The 21,793-nt window shown below is 66.9% G+C and carries 13 protein-coding genes and 1 tRNA gene; 9 read left to right on the top strand and 5 right to left on the bottom strand.

Translation table 11 applies throughout. The features are described 5' to 3' along the window. From DQP57_RS11770 to DQP57_RS11735, 8 genes are all read left to right on the top strand, one after another. A partial coding sequence (locus tag DQP57_RS11770; RefSeq protein WP_205869100.1) for a hypothetical protein occupies positions 1-212 on the top strand: 212 nt, incomplete at its 5' end. Positions 213-282: 70 nt separating this feature from the next. Next, a complete protein-coding gene (locus DQP57_RS11765; RefSeq protein WP_112633144.1) occupies positions 283-1,284 on the top strand; it encodes an AAA family ATPase in 1,002 nt (333 codons plus the stop codon). Between the two features lie 8 nt (positions 1,285-1,292). After that, the gene (locus DQP57_RS11760) at positions 1,293-2,159 is read left to right on the top strand and encodes a DUF58 domain-containing protein (RefSeq protein WP_112633143.1); all 867 of its coding nucleotides are present in this window, start codon (positions 1,293-1,295) and stop codon (positions 2,157-2,159) included. After that, complete coding sequence (locus DQP57_RS11755) at positions 2,149-2,622, top strand: hypothetical protein (RefSeq protein WP_112633142.1); 474 nt, start codon at positions 2,149-2,151, stop codon at positions 2,620-2,622. Before DQP57_RS11760 ends, DQP57_RS11755 begins: the two co-directional genes overlap by 11 nt. After that, positions 2,613-3,590 carry a hypothetical protein gene (locus DQP57_RS11750; RefSeq protein ID WP_112633141.1) on the top strand — a complete coding sequence of 326 codons (978 nt, stop codon included), beginning with the start codon at positions 2,613-2,615 and terminating at the stop codon, positions 3,588-3,590. Before DQP57_RS11755 ends, DQP57_RS11750 begins: the two co-directional genes overlap by 10 nt. Beyond that, the gene (locus DQP57_RS11745; protein ID WP_112633140.1) at positions 3,587-4,501 is read left to right on the top strand and encodes a vWA domain-containing protein; all 915 of its coding nucleotides are present in this window, start codon (positions 3,587-3,589) and stop codon (positions 4,499-4,501) included. The genes DQP57_RS11750 and DQP57_RS11745 overlap by 4 nt, the downstream gene beginning before the upstream one ends. Then, a complete protein-coding gene (locus DQP57_RS11740; protein ID WP_112633139.1) occupies positions 4,498-5,241 on the top strand; it encodes a hypothetical protein in 744 nt (247 codons plus the stop codon). Before DQP57_RS11745 ends, DQP57_RS11740 begins: the two co-directional genes overlap by 4 nt. A 20-nt stretch (positions 5,242-5,261) precedes the next feature. Then, positions 5,262-5,642, top strand: a complete 381-nt coding sequence (locus DQP57_RS11735; protein WP_112633138.1) for a YchJ family protein — start codon at positions 5,262-5,264, stop codon at positions 5,640-5,642. Between the two features lie 10 nt (positions 5,643-5,652). On the opposite strand, the gene DQP57_RS11730 is transcribed toward DQP57_RS11735, so the two are convergent. Together DQP57_RS11730 and DQP57_RS11725 are read right to left on the bottom strand one after the other, a co-directional pair. Continuing rightward, positions 5,653-5,726, bottom strand: a tRNA-Cys gene (locus DQP57_RS11730). A gap of 158 nt (positions 5,727-5,884) precedes the next feature. Beyond that, a complete protein-coding gene (locus DQP57_RS11725; protein ID WP_112633137.1) occupies positions 5,885-7,291 on the bottom strand; it encodes an aldehyde dehydrogenase family protein in 1,407 nt (468 codons plus the stop codon). Positions 7,292-7,508: 217 nt separating this feature from the next. On the opposite strand from DQP57_RS11725, the gene DQP57_RS11720 reads away from it, so the two are divergent. Then, positions 7,509-8,423 (top strand): TPM domain-containing protein, encoded by a 915-nt coding sequence (locus tag DQP57_RS11720; protein WP_112633136.1) that lies wholly within the window; start codon positions 7,509-7,511, stop codon positions 8,421-8,423. 62 nt (positions 8,424-8,485) lie between these two features. On the opposite strand, the gene DQP57_RS11715 is transcribed toward DQP57_RS11720, so the two are convergent. Genes DQP57_RS11715 through DQP57_RS11705 form a run of 3 tightly spaced genes read right to left on the bottom strand, consistent with a single transcriptional unit; the run spans position 8,486 to position 21,559 of the window. Beyond that, complete coding sequence (locus tag DQP57_RS11715; RefSeq protein WP_112633135.1) at positions 8,486-10,087, bottom strand: AAA family ATPase; 1,602 nt, start codon at positions 10,085-10,087, stop codon at positions 8,486-8,488. 37 nt (positions 10,088-10,124) lie between these two features. Next, positions 10,125-10,841 (bottom strand): Type 1 glutamine amidotransferase-like domain-containing protein, encoded by a 717-nt coding sequence (locus DQP57_RS11710; protein WP_112633134.1) that lies wholly within the window; start codon positions 10,839-10,841, stop codon positions 10,125-10,127. Further along, on the bottom strand, positions 10,838-21,559 hold the full coding sequence (locus DQP57_RS11705; protein ID WP_112633133.1) for a nuclear transport factor 2 family protein: 10,722 nt from the start codon (positions 21,557-21,559) through the stop codon (positions 10,838-10,840). Before DQP57_RS11705 ends, DQP57_RS11710 begins: the two co-directional genes overlap by 4 nt. Between the last annotated feature and the right edge of the window lie 234 nt (positions 21,560-21,793).

The following is a 21,793-nucleotide window of genomic DNA, read 5'->3' as shown; positions in this document are numbered from 1 at the left end:
AGGCGGGAGCCGCCGAGGCCGAAGCGCTGGTCGCCGAGTCGCGGGCGCGCGCCGAAGCAGCCGAAACCCGGGCTCGAGCCGCCGAGGTGTGGGCGGGCGCCGAAGCCGCCGAAGCCCAAGCTCGGGCCGCCGAAGCGCGGGCGCGGGCGATCCGGTTGCGGCTCGAGGCGGAAAACAAGCTCAAGCGGCCCCCGCAACAAAACCGGCCCTAACCGAACCGTTTCGCGGCAGCCGCGCACGTCGACGTGTGGGAAATCGGTACCTGGGTATCTTGGCGAGCGTATGTCTACAGCTCGAACACAACCGGATCAGCGCGAACTCGACGGTGTCTTGGGGACCGTCGATGCCATCGCCCAGGCCTTCGCCGCCAAAATCGTCGGGCAGCGCGAACTACGCGAGTCGCTGCTGATCGGCCTGCTCGCCGGCGGCCACGTCCTGCTCGAAAGCGTGCCGGGCCTGGCCAAGACCACCGCCGCCAAGGTGCTCGCCGAGTCGATCCACGGCCGCTTCCAGCGCATCCAGTGCACGCCGGACCTGCTGCCCAGCGACATCATCGGCACTCAGATCTACGACTCGGCGACCAACTCATTCGTCACCCAACTCGGTCCGGTGCACGCCAACATCGTCCTGCTCGACGAGATCAACCGGTCCAGCGCGAAGACGCAGAGCGCGATGCTCGAGGCGATGGAGGAGCGGCAGACCACGATCGCCGGGCAGGTGCACCCGCTGGCGGATCCGTTTCTGGTCATCGCCACGCAGAACCCCGTCGACCAGGAGGGCACCTATCCGCTGTCCGAGGCGCAGACCGACCGCTTCCTGCTCAAGGAGATCGTGCGCTACCCCTCCCCGCAGGAGGAGGTGGAAGTGATGACGCGGATCGACGCCGGCATCTACGACCGGGGAAGCCCCGCCCCACCGGTGGTCGGCCTCGACGACGTGCTGCGCCTCCAGGAGGTGGTGCGCCACGTCCACATGGACCGCGCGCTGATGCTCTACGCCAGCCAACTGGTCGACGTCACCCGCCACCCCGAGCGCGCGCTGCCCAAGCAGATCGCGCGCCTGGTCGAATACGGTGCCAGCCCCCGCGCCACGATCGCGTTCTGCAAGGCGGCCCGCGCGCAGGCCGTGCTGTCCGGGCGCGCGCACGTGCTGCCCGAAGACATCGCGAATCTCGCCCACCGGGTGCTGCGCCATCGGCTCATTCTCGGATTCGAAGCGGCCAGCGCCGACATCACGCCCGAGGTCGTGGTCGACGCCGCGCTCCGCGCCGTCCGCGTCCCCTGAGGCCGGCCGTGGGCAAGCACCTCAACCGGGCGAAGGCCCACTTCGGCACCGACACCCGCGGCCTGCTCGAAGGCGGTCGCTACGCGCTATTGCATACGCGCAGCATGGAATTCGACGACCTGCGCCCGTATGTTCCGGGCGACGACGTCCGCGACATCGATTGGAAGGCCTCCGCGCGGTCGGGCGGCGTGCTCATCAAGCGGTTCGTTTCCGAAAAGCACCACAAGATCCTGCTCGTCGCCGACGGAGGTCGCAACATGTCGGCGCTGGCCCCGAGCGGAGAGTCCAAACGCGATGTCGCCGCGCACATCATGGGCGCGGTGGGGTTGATCGGCCTGCGGCGATCCGACCAGATCGGCATGGTCTACGGTGATCGCCGCGGCTGTGTGAACATCCCGCAGCGGCGCGGCGAGTCGCACATCGAGGGGCTGCTGCACCGCTGGTATCGGCACACGACGGCCGGCCCCGGCCGCAGCGACATCGCCGCCCAACTCGATTACGTCGCAACGCATTACCGGCACACCATGCTGATCATCGTGGTGTCCGACGAACCCGATGTCGACGAGCGACTCAGCGAAATGCTCACCAGATTGACCGGGCGGCACGACATCATGTGGGCGATGCTCTCGGACATGCCCGCAGTGGGCCCCGACGACACCGACGGATACGACGTCGCCACCGGACGCTTCGTCTTGAACGGTGCCGACCTCGGACCGCGGGTCGTCGCCGCGTATCGCCGCGCCGAGCGGGCCCGCCGCGCCCGCCTGGATGCGTTTTTGACCGCGCACGCGATCCCGCATGCGACGATCGCGGGCAGCAACGACATTCGGCGCGAACTCGTCCGCCTGACCGAGGTGGCGGCGCGTGCCGGATGATCTGCTGCGCCATGTGTTCGGTCCGCAGCCCTACTCGCCGTGGTGGCTGTGGCTGGGCGTGCTGCTGCTCCTGGCCGTCTTCGGTTGGTACGCGGGCGTTTTCGTGTGGACGCTGCCGTCGCGGCGGTTGCGGCGCATCCCCGTCGTCCGGCGGATGCACGCCCGGCTGATCCGCCAGCGGTTCGCCAGCCGCGTGCGGGGGATCACCGACGAGCACGAGGCCGGGCAGATATCGGCCCCGGCGGCATGCGCGGCGATCAGCCGGACGGTGCGTAGCTTTCTGCATCAAGCGACCGGCGTGCGGGCCCAATACCTGCATGTCGGCGCCCTGGCCGACGCGAGCCTCGCCGCCGCCGCGCCCCTGTTGGCCCGGCTGAATGATGCGCAGTTCAACGCCGAGGCGCGAGCCGACGTCGCCGACGTGAGCGCCCGGGCGCAGGAGTTGATCCGGTCGTGGACCTGAGGTGGTGGCCGGTAGCGGCCATCGGGTCGGCCTGCTTTGTCGCGGCCGTCGCGCTGGCGGCGCTGTTACCGATGACCTCGGCTCGCCGCCGGCTACGTCCGTTGGCCAACGTCGCGCGGCTGACCCGATTGCCCGAGTACGCCAAAGTGGCCCGGCTGCGGTCGCTCTCGACGATCGTGACGTTGGTGGTGCTGACGGTCATGTTCGCCGCCGCGACGTGGGCCGCCGCCCGTCCGAGCGTGGCCAGCAACGATTTCGACGCGGCGCACCCCGAAGACATCATGGTGTGTGTCGGGCAACCGGTGACCGATGCGGCTACCGCCGAACTGCTCGACTACTTCGCGCGCCAGACCACCACCTCACCGCAGACCCAACGCATCGGCCTGACATCGGTCAACCGCCGCGTGGTGCCGCTGACGCGCGACCATCAGTACGCCGCGGGGCAATTCGGTGATTACCTCAGCGCCCATCAGGCGCACCCGGCGCCATTCGCCCCGCAAGTGCCCTACACGGACTATGCCGCCAGCGTGAATGACGTTCTTGCGCTATGCCTCTCGGGATTCCCGCCGACCGAGCAGCGCAACACGCATCGGCGCTCGGTGATCTATCTTGGTCCGTCGGATCTGCGCACCGCTGCGGAGCAGCGCGCCGCACTGTTCGCCGATGCCAGCGTTCGGGCCCTGGCCGAGCGTGCCGGGGCACAGATCAATGTGATCGACACCGCCCCGTCGCCGGCGAGCGGTTCACTGGCCGCGCTCACCCGACAGACCGGCGGCCGGTACGTGGTGGCAGGCGCGACGTCGGTGACCACGGCGCTCAACGGGATTCGGGCACACGCCCCGCCGGTGCGCCGCGCCGACGGCACCGTCGTGACCGCGGAATTCCAGGACGCGCCGGCGGTGCCCCTGGTGATCGCGCTTCTATCGGCGGCCGTGCTCTCGGTGGCCCTATTGGTGTTGCGCCGATGACCTTTCAAACCCTGCTGCCCTGGCCGATCCTCGCGGTTGTCGCCAGCGCGCTTGCGCTGGCCCGCCTGGTGGCGCTGTGGCGGGTGCTTGCGTCGGCGGGAAGCCGCCGCCGCCGCGCGGTAATGCGCTGGACCGGCGTGACTCTCGTGGTGCTGCTGCTCATCATCGCGACCACCCGCCCGGCCCTGCTGAACGAAAATCGCCGCGACGCGACGCCGGCGGCCGGCACGGATCTCAACGTGTTTCTCGTCGTCGATCTGTCGGCGGACTCGAATATCGACGACTACGGCAACGGCGAACCGCGGATCGCGGCGATGCGCGACGACATCGCGGACTTGACCAGGCAGTACCCCGCGGCACGGTTCGCGCTCATCACCTTCGACTCGAAGGCCTCCCTCGATTGGCCGCTGTCGGAGGATGTTTGGAGTCTACGACCCACGATCGCGGCCCTCGACGCACGGAACCCAGGCCCCGACGCGAACGCTGGAGCGGCGGACAATGTGCTGCGCTATCAGCTGATTCAGGCGACCCAGCAATATCCGGGGTCGCGGAACGTGGTGCTCTACCTGGGTTCGGGAGCGCCCGGATCGCAGGCGCCGCAGGGCGAGTTCAACCTCACGCGGGGGTCGGTATCCGGGGGAGCGGTGCTGGGATATGGCCGCGGCGATGCGATCGACGAGGCCGAATTACACAGACTGGCAGCACAACTCGATATACCCTACGTCCACCGGGATCGAGCGCAGCCCTTCCGGCCGAAACTGCCCGACACGGTGCACCGCGCCGAGGCCGATCGGACCGAGCTGTACTGGTTGCCTGCGCTGCTGGCGGCGGGACTGCTGCTCGCCGAGATCTACCTCTCGGTGCGCGAGTTCCGGCGCGGCCGCATCGCCCGACGGGACTTGGCCTCATGACGCGCAGACCGGCACGCCTGCGGCTACGACGGCGCCTTGTCGTCTACTCGGTCCCGGTGACCGTCCTTGCGCTGTTGATCGCCGTCAAGCTGATCTCGGTTGTCCTCGCCGGGAATTGGGCCGTGGGCTCCTTCGCCCGCGGCGACGGGAGCGCGGTACAAGCCGATGCGGCGATACTCGGCGTGGCCAACTTGCTAGAGCCGGCGAAGGCGCCGTTCGCCGCGGGCACCGCCGCTGTGCTCGACGGCCGACTCGAGGACGCCGACGCCCACTTCACCGACGCGCTGACCCGCAGCACCGCCGGTTCCTGCCCGGTGCGGGTCAACCTGGAACTGGTCCGCGAAACCCAAGGCGATCGGGCCACGGCGGCAGGGGACCGGGCACGCGCCGACGAACGCTACGCGAGCGCGCTGGCCGTCGTCGACGCCGCGCCGCGCGGCTGCTTCTCCGGCAATACCGACCCGGACCCGCGGCGGCACGCCCTCCGTGACGACGCCGCAAACAGATTGGCTGCCAAGAGAACCGCCCTCACAGCACCGCCGGAAGCGCCGCCGCCCCCACCGCCGCCACCGGCTGCGCCTCCCCCTCCGCCACCACCGCCGCCGCTGGCCACCGTCGCACCCGACGGCCGGGAGATCCCGCCACGCCGGCTCGACCCGGCCGGGGGCGATCCGCTCGACAAGTTGCAGCAGGTGTTGCAGGACGCCGCCGGAGCCGCGCCGCCCGGGGAGTCACCGTAGGGGTGTGTCAGGGTCTTGGCATGAACGAACCGTGTCCCTGCGGCAGCGGCGAGAAGTATCGCGCGTGTTGCGGACCATTGCACGACGGTGAGTCGCAGGCCCCGACGGCCGAGGCGTTGATGCGCTCGAGATATTCGGCATTCGCCCGCGGCGAGGCTGACTACCTGTTTCGCACCTGGCATCCGCGCACGCGGCCGGCCGAGGTGACCGTCGATCCCGGCATCACCTGGACCGGTCTACAGGTGAGCGACACCGTCGCCGGCGGCCCAGGTGACGATTCCGGGGAAGTGGAATTCACCGCCAGCTACGAATCCGCAAGCCGCGCAGGCAGTCTCCATGAGCGCAGCCGTTTCGAGCGTCGCGCGGGCCGATGGTTCTATCTCGACGGCGTCGCGACCTGATCTCTCTGATTGGAGCGAGTGACGGGATTTGAACCCGTGTGTACGGCTTTGCAGGCCGCTGCCTAACCACTCAGCCACACCCGCACAGATCGCAACGATGCCAGCACACGCGGCCGTGGCCCAGAGTTTGCCTCGGCGCGATCATTTCGTGGAGCCGGCTGGTGGTGAAGGAGCCCACGAGCGTAAGTCCACTGCGAAAACTCACGCGGATTTCCGCAGTGACCTTACGCTCGCCAATTCGATCACAGGCCGATGTAGACGGCCTTGGTGTTGAAGTAGGCCTCGATTCCCTTGCGGCCGCGCTCGCCGCCCCAACCCGACTGCTTGTGACCGCTGATCGGCATCGACGGGTCCGCCGCGAGCGAGGAGTTCACCCAAATCTGGCCCGCGCGAAGCTCATTCACCACGCGGTGGGCGCGGGAGAGGTTCTCGGTCCAGATCGAGCCAGCCAGGCCGTAGTGCGTGTCGTTCGCGGCGGCGATCACCTCGTCCTCGTCGTCGAACGGGATCACACAGCCCACCGGCCCGAAGATCTCCTCCTTGATCAGGCGCATGTCGGGCGTGGTGTTGGTGATGATCGTCGCCTCGTAGAAGTAGCCCTTGCGATCCATCGGCTTGCCGCCGGTGATCACCTGCGCGCCACCGGCCACGCCGTCGTTGACGATGCCTTCGACCCGTTTGCGTTGTTTGTCGCTGATCAGCGGGCCTAGCACCGAATCCGGATCATCGCTGCCGCCCATCGGGAGCATCTGGGCGAAACCCGCAAGACCCTCGACCACCTTGTCGTAGATGCCGCGCTGGACGTAGATGCGCGAGGTGCACGAGCAGTTCTGTCCCGACCCCGCAAGCAGACCCATGCCCGCCCCCATGATGGCCTTGTCGAGGTTGGCGTCGTCGAACATGATCAGCGGGGACTTGCCGCCGAGCTCGAGCGTCAGCCGCTTGAGGTTCCCCGCGGCCGCCTTCACGATCAGCCGACCGACCTCCGTCGACCCGGTGAACGAGATCTTGTCGACGTCCGGGTGCGCGGTCAGCGCGGCCCCGGTGGTCTCGCCGTAGCCGGTGATGACGTTGAGCACGCCGTCGGGCAGACCGGCCTCGCGGAAGATCTCCTCCAGTTTCAGCGCGGTCAGCGGCGTCTCCTCGGCCGGCTTGAGGACGGCGCTGCACCCCGCCGCCAGGGCGGGCGCGACCTTGAGCATCGCGACGAAAAACGGTCCGTTCCAAGGGATGATGAGGCCGACGACGCCGACGGGCTCGAGCTGGGTGAAGGTGTGGTAGGTCTCCCAGGTGCCGAGCAGGCCGTCGGAGACGAGATTGGCCGACTCGCCGTGGATCTTGCCGACCCAGCCGGCGTAGTACTTCAACATGTCCACCGACACCGGAATGATGTGGCCCGCCGCCGTCAGGTTCATCCCGTTGTCCTGCGACTCGAGCGCTTCCAGCTCGTCCTTGCGTTCCTCGATGATGCGCGCCGCGCGGAAGAGCACGTTCGCGCGGTGGGATGCGGGCGCCTTGCGCCACACCCCCGACTCGAAGGTCTCGCGTGCTCGGGCCACCGCCGCGTCGACGGCGGCCTGGTCGGAATCGGGGACCTCCGCGATCTGCTCCTCGGTGGACGGGTTGAAGACCGCAATGGTGTTACTCAATGTTCCTCGTGGTCCTTCGCTCGCGGGAAATGCTGTCGTCGCGCGACAGAGGTTACGCGCTTAACCAGAGGGTGTCCAGTACGCAATCGGGGCCGCGCTGGGTCCGTGAAGAGGGGGGATTCCGCTGGTCATGGCCGTGATGACGCGGAGCCACACCCTGAATGCCACGGCTTTGACCCCTGCCCGAACCCCCGACCGGGCGGCTAGATTGACCCGTATGCGGGTTGTTCGTCTGTTCGGCGCGGTCCTGACGATCCTCGTAGCGGGGCTGCTCTGGGCAACCCCGGCCGGGGCGCAGCCCCCGTTCAAGCTCACCGACCACATCACGGACAGCAGCGGGGTGCTGACGGGTTCCGACCGCGCGGCGGTGAGCGCGGCACTCGACCGGCTGTACCGCGACCGCCACATTCAATTGTGGGTCGTCTATGTCGACAACTTCTCCCGGTTCAAACCCGACAACTGGGCCGATAAGACACGCAGCGCCAGCGGAATCGGCGACCACGACGTGTTGCTGGCCGTCGCCACCAACACCAAGCTGTACGCGTTCAGCGCGCCGCAGGTGCCGGGTCTGACGTCGGCCGAGTTGAATAGCTTGCGCAGCAACCAGATTGAACCCGTGCTCGGCGCGAAGAACTGGGGTGGGGTGGCGGTCGCGGCGGCCGACGGGTTGGACAAGTCGACCGGCTCGCCCAACCCGGCGGGCTCGTCAACGTCGAGCTGGTTGCCGATCGCGATCGGCGTCATCGTCGTCGTGGTCGTCCTGCTGCTGTTGCTGCTGGTGGTTCGCGCGCGCCGCCGACGCGCGAGCGCTTCCGGTGGCCAGGTGGCCGTGGACGGCGGCAATCATCCATTGCAGCAGGCGTTGTCGACCGCGGATACCAGATTGCGCCAAATCTCGGATTATGCCGCCAGGCATCGCGCCAACATCGGATCCGGAGCCCAGGCCCGGCTCGACGACGCGAAACGGCATCTGGCGGCGGCGCACGACAAGCAAGCGAGCAACGAGGCCGACGCGATTGCGTACGCCAACCGGGCATCGACGCTGGCCGCGCAGGCGCAATCGCTGGCCAATGACGACGTGTTGGCGGCCCAGCGCACGCCGCGACGACGCGGCAAGACATCGAGTCGTTGATCGGCGCGAAACCAAAGGCCAAGCCCTGCAATGGTTCTGCTGTTTGCCTCGGTTCCCGCAGCTTACCGGTAGCAGGCGCGCAGCAGCGCTACCGCCTGCTCGACGGTGTCCTCGATATTCCGCGTCGCGTCGACCCGCAGAACGGACTGCTGCTCGTCGGGAGGCGTGAAGGCGGCACGCAGCTCGGGCCACAACTCGATGCGGGCATCCGAGACAACGCCTCGTTCGGTGGCGCGTCGCTCCAGACGGGCCATCAGCGTGGCATCGTCGGCGTCGCATAGGACGACACGAAGATCGGCGCCGAGTCGATGCGCATGCTTCCGCATCTGGGCACGCTCAGCCGGGTTGCCGAACGTGGCGTCGACGACCACGCCGCGGCCGCGGCGTATCCAGCGGGCGGCGTCGCGGCGCAGTGCAGCGTATGTCGTCCGCGTCGTTGCCGGGTCATAGAGACCCGAGCCGAATGCGTCGGTGCCGCGGCGGGTGGGTTCGATCCCCGCCATTCTCTTGCGCGCCACGTCTGACGAGAGGTGCACCAGCCCGAAGCGGCCGGCGAGAGCGCGCGCCAGTGTGGTTTTGCCGCTTGCCGGGAGGCCCATGGTGACCACCATCGGGGGGCGTGGCAGTCCGCCTGCATGGGCCCACGCGAGATCGAAGTAGGCCCGCGACTCCGCGATAAGCGAAGGCCCTTCACCATCGGAGCTCTGCTCGGTCTGAGCCAGCCGCAAGCTGCGGACTTTGCCGCGAACGTAGGCGCGATAGCACGTATAGAAGTCGAGCAGGCTTTTCAATCCATCGTCGCCGCCGGCCCGGACATAGGAGTCGACGAACGCCCAGGCCAGATCCGCGCGACCGTGGTACTCGAAATCCATGGCGAGAAACGCCACCTCCGACGCCAGGTCGGCGCACCGGTAGCGCGGCGCGAACTGCAAGCTGTCGAACAGCAGGATCTGTCCGTCGTCGATGCAGATGCTGGCGGCGTGCAGGTCGCCATGCCCATCCCGGACGTGCCCGTCGGTCACGCGTCGCTCAAGCAACGGCGCCTGGCTGCGCAGGAACCGCTCGACGTACGCGCGGATGTCGTCGTTGACGTCGCTCGAGATGGTTCGTCCGATGAAAGGGACGATCTGGTCGAAGTTTTCCCGCCAGTTCGCCCCGACGCTGGAAGCGCTGCCGTACGCCTCGATGTCGGGACCGGTCTCGGCCTTGTCGTGAAGCTTGGCCAGGGTGCGACCGATTCGCCGCGCGAGACGAATGTCCACGTCGCCGCGCGCGAGCTTCGCGGGCAGCATGCCCTCCTCTGGCAGGCACCGCATCCACACGGCCGGCTCGCCCGACCCCGCTTCGCCACCTATGCGGTAGCGGCCATTTCGTTCGGTGACTTCGACGACGCCCAGGTACATCTGCGGGCTGAACCGCCGATTGAGGCGCAGCTCCTCTTCGCAGTCGGCGCGCCGCCGCTCGATGGTGGTGAAGTCCAGGAAGCCGAGGTTTACCGGCTTTTTGAGTTTGTAGGCGTACGGCCCGGCGAGCAGGACCCACGAGCTGTGCGTTTCGTGGAGACGCACATCGTCGGCCGGCGGGTCATAGGCATCGGGTCGCAGCAGATCGGCGACGATCCGCGGGTGGCCGTTGGGTCCGGTCGGGTCGAAGGCGTGTGTCATGGTCTCGCCGAACGATGACAGGCGCTTTGGTCGCCCGTCAAGGGCTTTCGTATGCTGGCCGGACTGCGGCGGGCAACAGCGAGTGCGTGACGCCCACGCCGTCGAAGGTGAGTGCGTGCGCGGGATAGCGCAGCGGCTCGATGGTGCCGCCCGGGTGCGCGATAACTCCGCCGCCGGTGGGGATTCCGAGCCCGGTCACCGATGCGTTGAGCAGCTGAATCGTTCGGGTGAGCCGGGTCCACCCGGCTCGCTCGTCGTGCGCGTCGACGATCATCGGCACCAGATCGAACAGGTTGAGCAGTTCGGAAGCGGACGTTTGCGGTGTGTCGGCTACTCCGTAGCGCCCGAGCTGGACGGCCCCGGCCGAAATACCCACGAGGACGGCTCCTTTGGCGTACCGGTCGAGAATCGCGTCCTTCATCCCGGTTTGCTCGAAGGTGTTCCAGCCCAGGCGCACGTCCCCGCCGGCGAGGACGATCAACTGTGCACGCTCCAGGACGGCGCGGTCGTCGGTCCCGAAAGACGATCTGACCATACCGCGATCGGCAAGTCCCACGGCATCCATTGCGGCGTGGAAGATTTCGTAGAACTCCGCGCGATCACCGTTTGAGGCGCCGATGTAGGCCGCGCTCGGGGCCGTGTCGGACGCCAGCGCGTCGAGGGCTTCGTCCAGAAGTAGTCGGTCGTGACGCTTCCAGAACAGCAGCTGGCTGTCCGCCAGCAGGTAGAGCGGTTGAAGCTGCGGCGCCGTCACTTCGGTTGTTCTTCGCCGGTGAGCTCGTCGAAGCGGGCGAGTGCGGCATCGAGATCTGTCTCGTCGAATACCTCGCAACGTGTGAGCATTTCGCCATCAACCGCCAGGATGCTGACCTCTCGCCACTCAGCCTCGAAACCCTCTGGCGAGGTACCGGTCGCTGCGTGAGTGACGATCGCGCCTCGCTGGTTCAGTCGATGCGTCGCCGCGATGCGGATGGTCAGGTCGGGCGTCTGATCCAACGCGCTACGGAGAAATTTGATCAATTCGCCAGGCGCCCTCGCCGCCCCACGCCGATGGTCGATGTCCACGAAACCTGGTGTGGTCGGGGGAAGTTGCCCCCGGTTCAGCGCGGCGTAACTCTCTGCAATGGTTGACCAGGTGCCGGAGTACGCAGCCCCTTCACCTGCGAGGTACCGCGCGTCAAGTTCGTCAAACCCGGCATCGATATCTTCGGTACCGAAAAACACGTGGGCCGCAATCCGATCTTCGAGATCGGTCTCGACGACTCCGAGTATCTCGACGACGAACTCTCCCGGCCGCATGTCGGGGTCAAAGGAGCGGACACGAATGAGGGCGAGGCACTCGCCGCGGGTGGCAATAACCGTCAGAGCTACATGGGCAAGGCCCCGTTCTAACGCTCGCATGTTTGCAATCACGGCATCGCGACCGCCCCAGAATCCGACGTTGACCACTCGGCGCCGGTCCTCGACGAAGCTGTCGTCGGCCAGAATCTGGGCTACGGCCCCCCAGTCGCCGACCGCCGAGTCCGCAAAGAGTTGGCGTTCTGCTCGACTTGCTGCATTCTCCAGCCGCCGCGCCGGCCGGTGCAGCTCGTCAAAGCGCGCCAGCGCGGTCTCGACGTCGGTCTCGTCGAACATCTCGCAGCGTTTGACGAGGTTCCCTTCGAAGATCATTAAGACGGTCTCACGCCACTCCGCTTGGAAGCCTTCTTGGGACGTGCCGCGCGCGGTGTGTGTGATGACGGATCCGAGGTTCGTCAGCCGATGCACCGTCTCGATGCGCAGAACGAGGTCCGGTGCGATGTCCCACGTGGCCTGAACGTAGGGGACGATGTTGCCCGGCTCGAACGTTATCCCGCGCCGGTGATCTATATTGACGAAGTCTGGCGTAGTCGTCGGCATCTCGTACCGGTTCAGCCCTGCATAGGTTCGTGTCATAAGCGACCATGCGTGCGCGCAGTCGTTCGCTTCGCCTGCGAGGTAACGGGTTTCAAGTTCTGCGTAGGCGGTGTCGATGTCGTCGACATCGAACGCGATGTGTGCGGTGATCCTTTCATCCGTGTCGATCTCGACGATGGTGAGCAGTTCGACTCCGAACACCTCGTGCCGCGGGTCGCAGGTCGACTCTCGGTACAACGCGAGCCGGTCCCCGCGGGTGGCCACCACCGTCACCCCGATGTCCAACGCGGCCTCCGCCAGCGCTCGCATGTTTGCCACGACGGCATCGCGACCGTGCCAGCGCCCGGCATTCACGATTCGCCGCCGATCGTCGACCAAGCTGTTGTTGGCCAGGATTTCGGCCATCGAATCCCAGCGACGATTAACAAAATAGTTCCAGAAGAGTCGGATTCTTCGGCTCGCAGCATTTTCCGGTGGATCCGCCGACGGGCTGAGCTCCTCGAAGCGGGCGAGTGCGGCATCGAGATCTGTCTCGTCGAAGACTTCGATGCGGCTGAGCAGGTCGCCCTCGACCGTAATCACGTAGGTCAACCGCAATTCCGCGTCGAAACCCTCTTGCGAGCGCATTTTCAGCACTTGGGTGATGACGGCTCCCAGCCCGCTCAGCTGATGCACGGCTTCGATGTAGGCGTTGGCATCCGAGGTGAGGTCCCACATGGCACCGACGGATCGGGCCAGATCGACGCCGTCGATCGATACGAGGGGTCGATGATCGAGGTAAACCGGATCCTGTGTCGTCGTGGGAAGCGCGTGACGATTGAATTGATCGTTGGCGCCGATAATTACCGACCACGCGGCGGCGTAGTTGGCCGCTTCGCCGGAGACGTAGAGGGATTCGAGCTCGGCGAAGGCGGTGTCGATGTCTTCGAGATCGAAGATGACGTCCGTCGCGACTCGTCCGTCGGAATCTATCTCGATGACGTTCAGGACGTCGTTTGAAATCCCTTCCGGGTCGGGGCCCGAAACGCTAACACGGACCAGCGCGAGGCGTGCGCCACGAGTCGCTATGACGCTCAGCATCTTCAAGGTGAACCCGACTTCAGCGAGCGCCCTTGTGCTTTCGATGTTTGCATCTCGGCCGGTGATGATCCCGGCATTCGCCACTCGCCGCCGGTCGTCGACGGAGATGTTTTCGGCCGTTAACCCGGCGAGGGCGTCCCAGTCACGGGCACTCAAGTACTCACAAATACGCTCGTACGCTTGGCTCGCAGCATTTTTCAATGCCGTTGACGGGCTATTGAGTTCCTCAAACCGTGCGATCGCGGCGTCCAAATCCGATTCGTCGTATACCTCGACACGGTTCATCTGGTCGCCTTCGACTGTCCCAACGTTGATCGTGCGCCACTCGGCCTCGAAGCCCTCTTGCGAGGCTCCGCGGGCAACATGGGTGATGACCGCTCCTGCGTCGCTGAGCCGATGCACAGCCTCGATGTAGGCACTGACATCCGGCATGAGGTCCCACACGGCCGCAAAATATGCACCCAGATCCTCCGGCTCGGTCGTTAATGCCGCCCGATGGTCGATGTACACCGAGTCCGTTGTCACGCCCGGCTTTTCGTGTCGGTTGACGCCGGCATAGGCTCGCGCGACTGCTGACCATGTCTGCGCGTGCGCGACCGCTTCGTCTGCCAGATAACGGGTTTCGAGCTCTTCGAAAGCGGCGTCGATGTCGCCGGCCTCGACGATACCGATTCGTGCAATTCGGTCGTCGTCGTCGATCTCCACGACGCAGAGCGCCGCGGCGGAAAACGCCTCAGGCGACTGGTTGCGGCTGGCGAAAGCGGCGTTGAATAGTGCAAGGCGTTCCCCGCGGGTCGCGACGAGCGACGCGTCCTGACGACTCCATACGCTGGCTGTGGCTCTCCAGTTCGTCATCTCGGCATCTCGACCGCGGCGTATCCCGGCGTTGATGATCGAGCGGCGGTCGTATGAGCAGACATCCTCGGCGAGCAGCCCTGCCATTGCATCCCAGTCGCGTGCTGCAAAGTGCGCCAGAAACTGCTCGACCGCACGGCTCGCCCGGTTTTCCAACCGCGACGCCGGCCGGCTGAGTTCCTTCAATCGCGCGATGGCGGCGTCCGGGTCTGTCTCGTCGAATACCTCGCAACGGGTGAGTCGACCGTCGTCGACCATGAGAAGCATCACCATGCGCCATTCGACGCCCAGGCCGTCAAGCGAGGAGCCGTGTGCATAGTTGGTGATTACCGCACCGCGCCTGTTGATTTCGTGCACAGCTTCGATGTGCACCTTGAAGTCCGGGGTGAGATCGAAGAGGGTGTAAACGGCCGATGTCATGTCGCCGGTAGTGAACGGTGTGCCTTGGCGGTGGTCGACGGTCACCCATTTCTCTGGGGGGTACTCATGCCGGTTGAACATCGCGTGCACGCCGGCTACCGCCGACCAGGTGTCGGCGTGAGCGGCCGCTTCGCCTGCGAGGTAGCGGGCATCGAGTTCGGCGATGGCGGCGTCGAAGTCGTCCGCGTCGAACGTGACGTATGCCACCATCCGCGTGTCGGAGTCAATCTCGACGACGCCGAGTTCCTCCGTGAGGGCTTCCGCGGTCGCCCGGTCAGGGCCCGAGGAACGGGTGTGGATGAGGGCCAGGCGCGCGCCGCGAGTCGCTAAGACTGTCGACCAAAAATTCGAGATTCCGACCTCAGCGATGGCTCGCAGGTTCGCTATTTGGGCATCGCGACCGTGTAGGACCCCAGCATTGACCACGCGCCGGCGATCGTCGTGAGAAACATTGAGAGCCAGTGTTGTTGCTACCGCGTCCCAGTCGAGAGCCGCGAAGTACGCAAAGAAGCGCTCGGCGACTTGGCTAGCCGCGTTGTCCAGCTGGGGCGCGGGCCTGCTCAGCTGCTCGAACCGCGCGATGGCGGTGCCCAGATCTGCTTCGTCGAACAGCTCACTCCGGTTGCACAGATCGCCGTCGAAAGTGACAAGTATGACCTCGCGCCATTCGACGTCCGATCCGTTCTGCAACGTGCCGTGTGCCAAGTGGGTGACGACTGCACCTCGGTCGGTCAACCGATGGACGGCGAGAATGCGATTCGTGATGTCTCGGGCGAAGTCCCAACCGGCACGCATGTATGCGATCAGTTCGCCTTGGGCGAAGGCCGTCGCCCGGCGGTGGTCGATATTGACCCAGTCCTCTGTGTGCGCCGGCGTCTCATACCGGTTGAGCGCAGCGTCGCCCGCCGTGATCAGCGCCCACGTGTCTGCGTAGGTGGCCGCTTCGCCGGCGACGTACCGCGCATCGATCTCCTCGAACGCAGCGTCGGGGTCGTCGACGTCGAACACCACGCGTGCCACGATCTTTTCGTCGGCGTCGATCTGGATCATCTCGAGCGCATCGGTGTGGAACGCTTCCGGCCGTCGGTCGCGTCCCCATGTTCGGACTCGACTCAGCACGACGTGCTGTCCGCGGGTTGCGATGACGTCGGATGTCGCGGTCATCACGCCGATTCCCACGAGTGCGCGTATCTCGGCGATCATGGCGTCCCGCCCTCGTCGCACTCCCATACCGACCACGCGCCGGCGATCGTCGTGGAAAACGTTGTCGGCCAATCCTTCAGCGAGCGCCATCCAATCACGAGCCGCGAACCACGCCTGAAAGCGTTGGTTGGCACGGCTCGCCGCATTCTCAGGTTGCTGCACCGGTCGGGTGAGCTGCTCGAACCGCACAATCGCGGCATCGAGGCCGGACTCGTCGAAGAACTCGGAGCGGTCGATGAGGTCGCCCGCGATTGTGACAACACTGACGGCTCGCCACTCGGCGTCGAGACCCTCTCGTGAGGTCTCCTGCGACACGGTGGTGACCACCGCTCCGACACCGTTCAACCGATGTACGGCCTCAATGAAGCTGCTCAACCTGTGCGTGAGGTTCCACGAGCTGAGTAATGCGTGCAATTCACCAGGCGCGAACGACGGCCCATGTCGGTGGTCGACGTTGACCCACTCTGCCGTGGTGGGAAGCATCTCGCGCTGGTTGAGCGCAGAGATGGCTCGAGTGATGGCCGACCATGGCTGCGAATAGGCTGCCGCCTCGCCGGCCATGTAGCGGGCGTCGAGCTCGGCGACGGCGGCGTCGAAGTCTTCAAGGTCATACGAGACGACCCGCGCGATCCGGGCGTCGGCGTCGACCTCGACGACGTTAAGGGCATCGTTTTGGACCGCGCCGGGATCGCGGCCGGCCGCGCGGCTCCGCGCGAGGACGAGACGTTCTCCACGGATCGCAATGGCGCTCACCATCGAGATCGTGAACCCTACTTCAGCGGCTGCCTGCAAGTCTCTGATCACGTCGTCCCGACCATGTTGGATCTCGGCGCCCACGACCCGCCGGTGATCAACGCCGACATAGTCGTCGGCCACCGTTTCAGCCATGGCGTTCCAGTCACCAGCGGCGAAGTGCGACCAGACATGCTGGAATACGCGCGAGGCCGCGTTTTCCAGCTGCGGCGCCGGTCGGTGGAGCTCCTCGAACCGCGCGATCGCGGCCTCAATGTCCGCCTCGCCAAAGACCTCGGTCCGGTGAATCATCCCTTGCTCGGCCGCGAAAACCGCGATCCCGCGCCACTCAGCCTTGAGGCCCTCCGCCGAAAGCTCCTGTGCCGCATAAGTGATGACTGCTCCGGTGTCGCTCAGGCGATGTACTTGCTCGGCATAGACGGTGATGTCCTGCTGAGCATCCCAGCCGGCGTTGATGTATGCGGTCACGTCGCCAGGCCCGAATTCCGTTTCATGTCGATGGTCGACGTTGACGCAGTCCGGCGAGGTCAGCGGCGGCTCACCTCGGTTGAGCGCGGCGTAGCTACGCGCGACAGCCGACCACGTGCGCGCGTGCGGCGCGGCCTCACCAACCAGATACCGCCGATCGAGTTCGGCGACAGCAGCGTTGAAGTCGTCGAGGTCGAACGCGGCCATCGCCGCGATTCGCCCGGCGCTGTCGATTTCGACTATCTGTAGGAAATCGACGTGGAACGCGTCTGGTTCCGGGCCGCTTCGCGAGTAGCGGGCGCGGCTGAGGGCGAGGCGCCCTCCACGGGTTGCGACGGTGTGTGACGTCGCGTCCGTCACCTCGATGTCGGCGGCCGACCGGTAGTCTTCGATCGCAGCAGCCGGGCCGCGGCGGGTCCCGGCGCCTACCACCGAACGGCGATCGTCACCGTAGTAGTCGTCGGTGAGGAGTTCGGTTATCGCGTCCCAGTCGCGGGCCGCGAAATGCGCGTGCAGGCGCTCGTACACGCGCGTCGCAGCGTTTTCAAGCCTTCGCGAAGTCGGCTGCTCGGACTCAAGCCGCGCATATTCGGCGTCGAGTTCGGCGATCGCGGCGTCCATGTCCTCGACGTCGAACCACACCTGCCGCACGACTTGGCCGTTCTCGTCGATGGCGTATAGCTGGAGGAGCTCGCTCTGCGGCGCTCCGGGGCCGTCGTCGGCAGCGGTCGTAATCAATCGTGAGAGTGCTAGCCGCTCGCCGCGCGCGGCGACCATCACATACTCAATACGCGTGGCGCCTTTCTCGAGTTCGCGCCTCATCTCCCGTCGCATCGCGTCCGATGTGAGCGGGACGCCGACGATCTTCCGGCGATTCTCGATCGAGACGTTGGGTGCGAAGAGGCGCTCGAACTCATCCCAGTCCCCGCGATGGACAGCGGCCATCACCCGTTCGCCCACTCGCACGCATTCGCTGTCCAGCTGGACGACTGGCGCAGGCGGAGAAGCCGGCCTCGCCGGTTGAGCCCTCTCGCCGAGAACGTCTCGCGCCATATCCGCAAGCGCTGCAGCGCCTTTGCGGTCGTACAGCTCGACCGCTTGCTCGGCGGCGGCTCGCGCCGCCGCGACGTCGCCGCCCCGCCCCAAGACAGTTGCCAACGTCAGGCATGCGTCGCCGTGATCGACCAGTGCGTCGGTGCGCTCGGCCAAAGTCACTGCCGCCTGGGCAACTTGGCGTGCCGCATCGTAGTCGTTGCCGCGTGCCAGCAGGTGTGCCCGGAGCGTGCGCCAAGCGATCGACGCCTTCAGGGCATGGCCGGCCAGACGCTCGCTTTCCGCGCACAATTCACTTGCCTCGGACTCGCAGTCGAGAGCCAGGCATGCGCGGCCCAGCAGCGCGGCGGTCTCTGCGGTGTCGGCGTCCAGGCCCATGCGACGAAAGCCGTTGTAGGCCTTGCGCAGATGCGTCTCCGCCGCGGCGGGATCATTGCCGATGAGTTCGACGATGCCGGCGAACTGCTCGACCTCGAGCAGCGCGTGGCGCAGGCCAAGCTCGGTGACGGTGCGCCGGGCCGAATCGATCATCCGCCGGGCCGCGGCGGTGCGGCCGCGGAACGCCTCGAGGACGGCCTGGCATCTCGTCGAGGTGGCTTCGACGGCGGGAGAGTCGGTCGTGATCCGAAGCAGCCGAACCACATCCAGGCACCGGCCGCCGGCGCGCGGAACCGGGTTGGGGCCCCACAACGCCGCGAGTGGTGCGCCCGCCAACACCGCGTTCACCCGGCGGTGTTCGCGTGCCCGGCGCGCCGCGGTCAGGGCGTCATCCAGGGCGACTTCGCTGTCGCCGATGCGGCCGAGACGGGCGAGGCACCCGGCGCGCACGGTGTGCGCCTTGGCTTCTCCGGCGGCGTCGTCCAGCTCGGCGAGTTTGGCCGCCGCGTCGCCTAACGCGGCTTCGACCTCGTCGAGCCGCTCGGGATGAATCAACATGCTGAGCTGGCCGTCGAAGCATGTCGCCCACGCCGCCAGCCGGGCCGAATCCACTGTTGCGGCTTGCAATTGAGAGACCGCGCCGGCGGCGGAGGCCACGTCACCCGCGGCCAGCAGGGCTTCACAACGTGCGACCAATAGTTCAACGGTCTGGTCGTCGCGGTCGGGAAGCTCGTCGTCGATCTCCTCGAGCGCGTGCAGGGCGCGGTGGTAAAGGTCGGCGGCGCCCTCGTAGGCGAGTCGTGCCATCGCCTGGTCCGCGGCGCGCCGGCAGTAGAAGACGGCCTTGGCCGCGTTTCCCGCCCAAGCACATTCGAAATAGTGATGAGCCAGTTCGGCCAGCAGTTCGTCGTCGGCGCCCGGCAACGTCTCCAATGTGGTGGCGATGCGCTGGTGCAATCGCATGCGGCGCACCGACGCCAGCTCGGCGAGCAGAGACTGCCGGACGATGGCGTGGTTGAACCGGTAGAACCCGCCGGACTCTTCGATGACGATGCCGGCTTGGCGCGCTTCGTCGAACGCGTCGACGAGGTCTGTGCCGACCACCTGCTCGACCAGCTCCAGCGCAAAACGGCTGCCGACGACCGCGGCGGCGGCCAGGGCTTTGTTCGTCTCGCCCGGCAGCCGAGAAAGCCTGCGGCTCACGGCTTCCCGCACGCCCTGGGGCAGCGTGCTCTGGTCCCACACGCCGCCACTCTCGTCGACATGGCGCAGGGCCTGGATGAGGAAGAAGGGGTTGCCGCCCGTGACCGAGGCCAGCGCGTGGGCCAGTTCCTCGTCGTCGTAGCCCGCCTCGGCGACATAGGTGGTCACGTCGTCCTCGTCGAGGCCGCCGAGACTGAGCCGATTGGCCGTGCCATCCCGGTGAAGGTCGGCCAGCATCGCCGCCAACGGGTGCGCGCGGTCGAGGTCGGTGCTGCGGTAGGTACCAACGATTTGGACGCGCGCGTGCTCGCCGAAGCGGAGCAGATGCCGCAGCAGCAGCAGCGTCGGCTTGGCCGCCCAGTGCAGGTCGTCGAGAACAAGAAGGACCGGCGCGCTCGTCGAGGCGGCCTCCAGCAGCGCGACGACGGCATCGAAAAGCGCGTAGCGCTCCGTGTCGGGATCCGAATGTGCCGGGCGAACCAGATCGGGCACGACGTCGGCCAGCCCGGGCACCAGTGACAGCAACGCCTCGACGCCGCGCAGCCCCCTCAACCGGTCGACTCCCATGCAGGGCGCCAGCGAACGCAACGCTTCCGCGAACGGTTGATAGGGCGCGCCCAGATCCTCGTCGCAACGGCCGTACAGCACGATGGCTCCAAGCTGATACGCCCGCTGCGACCATTCGCCGGCCAGGCGTGTCTTCCCGACACCGGGCTCACCGGCGATCAACACCGTGCGGACACCAGCGGTCAGCGCGGCCTGCCACGCCGCCAGCAGCCCGTCGAGTTCGCGGCCGCGGCCGACGAAGGGCCCCGCGCCGACAAGTACCGCGGGCAGGCCGGGACGCTCCAAGGGGGCCGCCTCGGGTGTACGCGATTCCGGTTGCCCGACACCGGTTTCCAGCCGCAGTTCGAAAACATGCTCGGGGCGCGCGAGGTTTTTCAGCTGACGCATCCCGAGGTCGGTGAGCACCACATCGTCGGCCAACGTGTCGATGACGAGCTCGGCGGTCGCGCCGGAGCACAGGATCTGGCCACCCTGGGCCAGTGATCGCAGCCGTGCGACCCGGTTGACGGCCCGGCCGAAGTAGTCGCCGTCGCGAAGCTCGACCTCGCCGGTATGCAGGGCCATCCGGACACGGATGGGATCGCGCGAGGCCCACGGCTCGTGCGCGATCGCGTCCTGCAGCTCCACCGCCGCGGAGGCGGCCGCGGAAGGCCGGTCGAACACCGAAAACGTCGCGTCCCCCTCGCCGCGCGTCTTGATCAGCCGACCTCCGCGCGACGTCACCACCTGTTCCACGAGCTCGTCGTGGCGCGCGAGCGCCGCGGCCATCGCCTCGGCATCGGCTTCCCAGGCGGCCGTCGACCCCTCGATGTCGGTGAGCAGGAAGGTCACCGCGCGCGTCACCGATGGAGCGTGTTGTGCCACAGCAATATCCAGCGACGCGTCCTGTGCGACGATCGCGGCCTCGAGCCGGCGGAGGTTGGGGCCGGGATCCACCCCGAGCTCGTCGGCGAGCAGTGAGCGCGCCCGTTGATACGCGCCGAGCGCCTCGCCTTGCCGGCCGGCCCGGTAGAGGGCGAGCATCAGCTGACCCCATCGTCGTTCCCGCAGCGGGGCCTCAGCCACCGCCGCCTCGAGATCGCCGATGACTTCCGCGGCGCGGCCGGTGGCCAGCAGCGCATCCGCCCGGTCTTCAACCAGCGCGGCATGGCTTTCGATCCATCGCGTCTTTTCCGACGTTCCGCGCCGGCCATCCGGAAGTTCGGGGATCCCACGCCACAGGGCAAGGGCCTCCTCGAACCGGGCCACTGCCTGGCTGGTGTCGCCCGCAGCGGCGGCGTCGCGCCCCAGCCGGGCCGCCGACTTGTAGCGGGAGGCATCAATCTGGCTTTCGCCCAGAACCCATCCCGCCCCCTGGGTCAGGACAAAGCCGTCGCCCAGGGCGCGGCGTATCGAGGAGATGTGTGTCTGCAGGGCCTTGGCGGCCGTGCGCGGCGGCTCCTCGCCCCAGAGCAGTTCGACGAGGGCGTCGGCCGGCACGACGGACCCGCCGTGCAGTCCCAGCATCGTGAGGATGGCGCGAGGTTTCGCGCCCGGTATCGCGACGGGCGCCCCGCCTTGCCGGACCTGGAGAGGCCCCAAAACCCCCAGCTCCACCGCTGAAAGCGTACTCACGTCAGCAATCTTCGGCGGGACAATTCAATACCTGGTCAAGATCGGGTAAAGGCATGCTGCCAGCGGTTCGTTGAATGCTCGCAACCTAAGGTGAGCGCGAATGATGTTGGGCCAGCTACTGGGCGGGTACTCGCCATCTCGTGCACGAGGAAACCCAGCCCGGGGCCACAGGGTTCCCTTCCAGATATCGCCCTAGACCCGACCCACTACCGTTAT

The sequence above is a fragment of the Mycobacterium colombiense genome, assembly GCF_003284935.1.
Classification (GTDB): Bacteria; Actinomycetota; Actinomycetes; order Mycobacteriales; family Mycobacteriaceae; genus Mycobacterium; species Mycobacterium arosiense_A.
The sequence above is the reverse complement of the archived record's forward strand: the minus strand, read 5'-3'. Positions and strand labels throughout refer to the sequence as shown.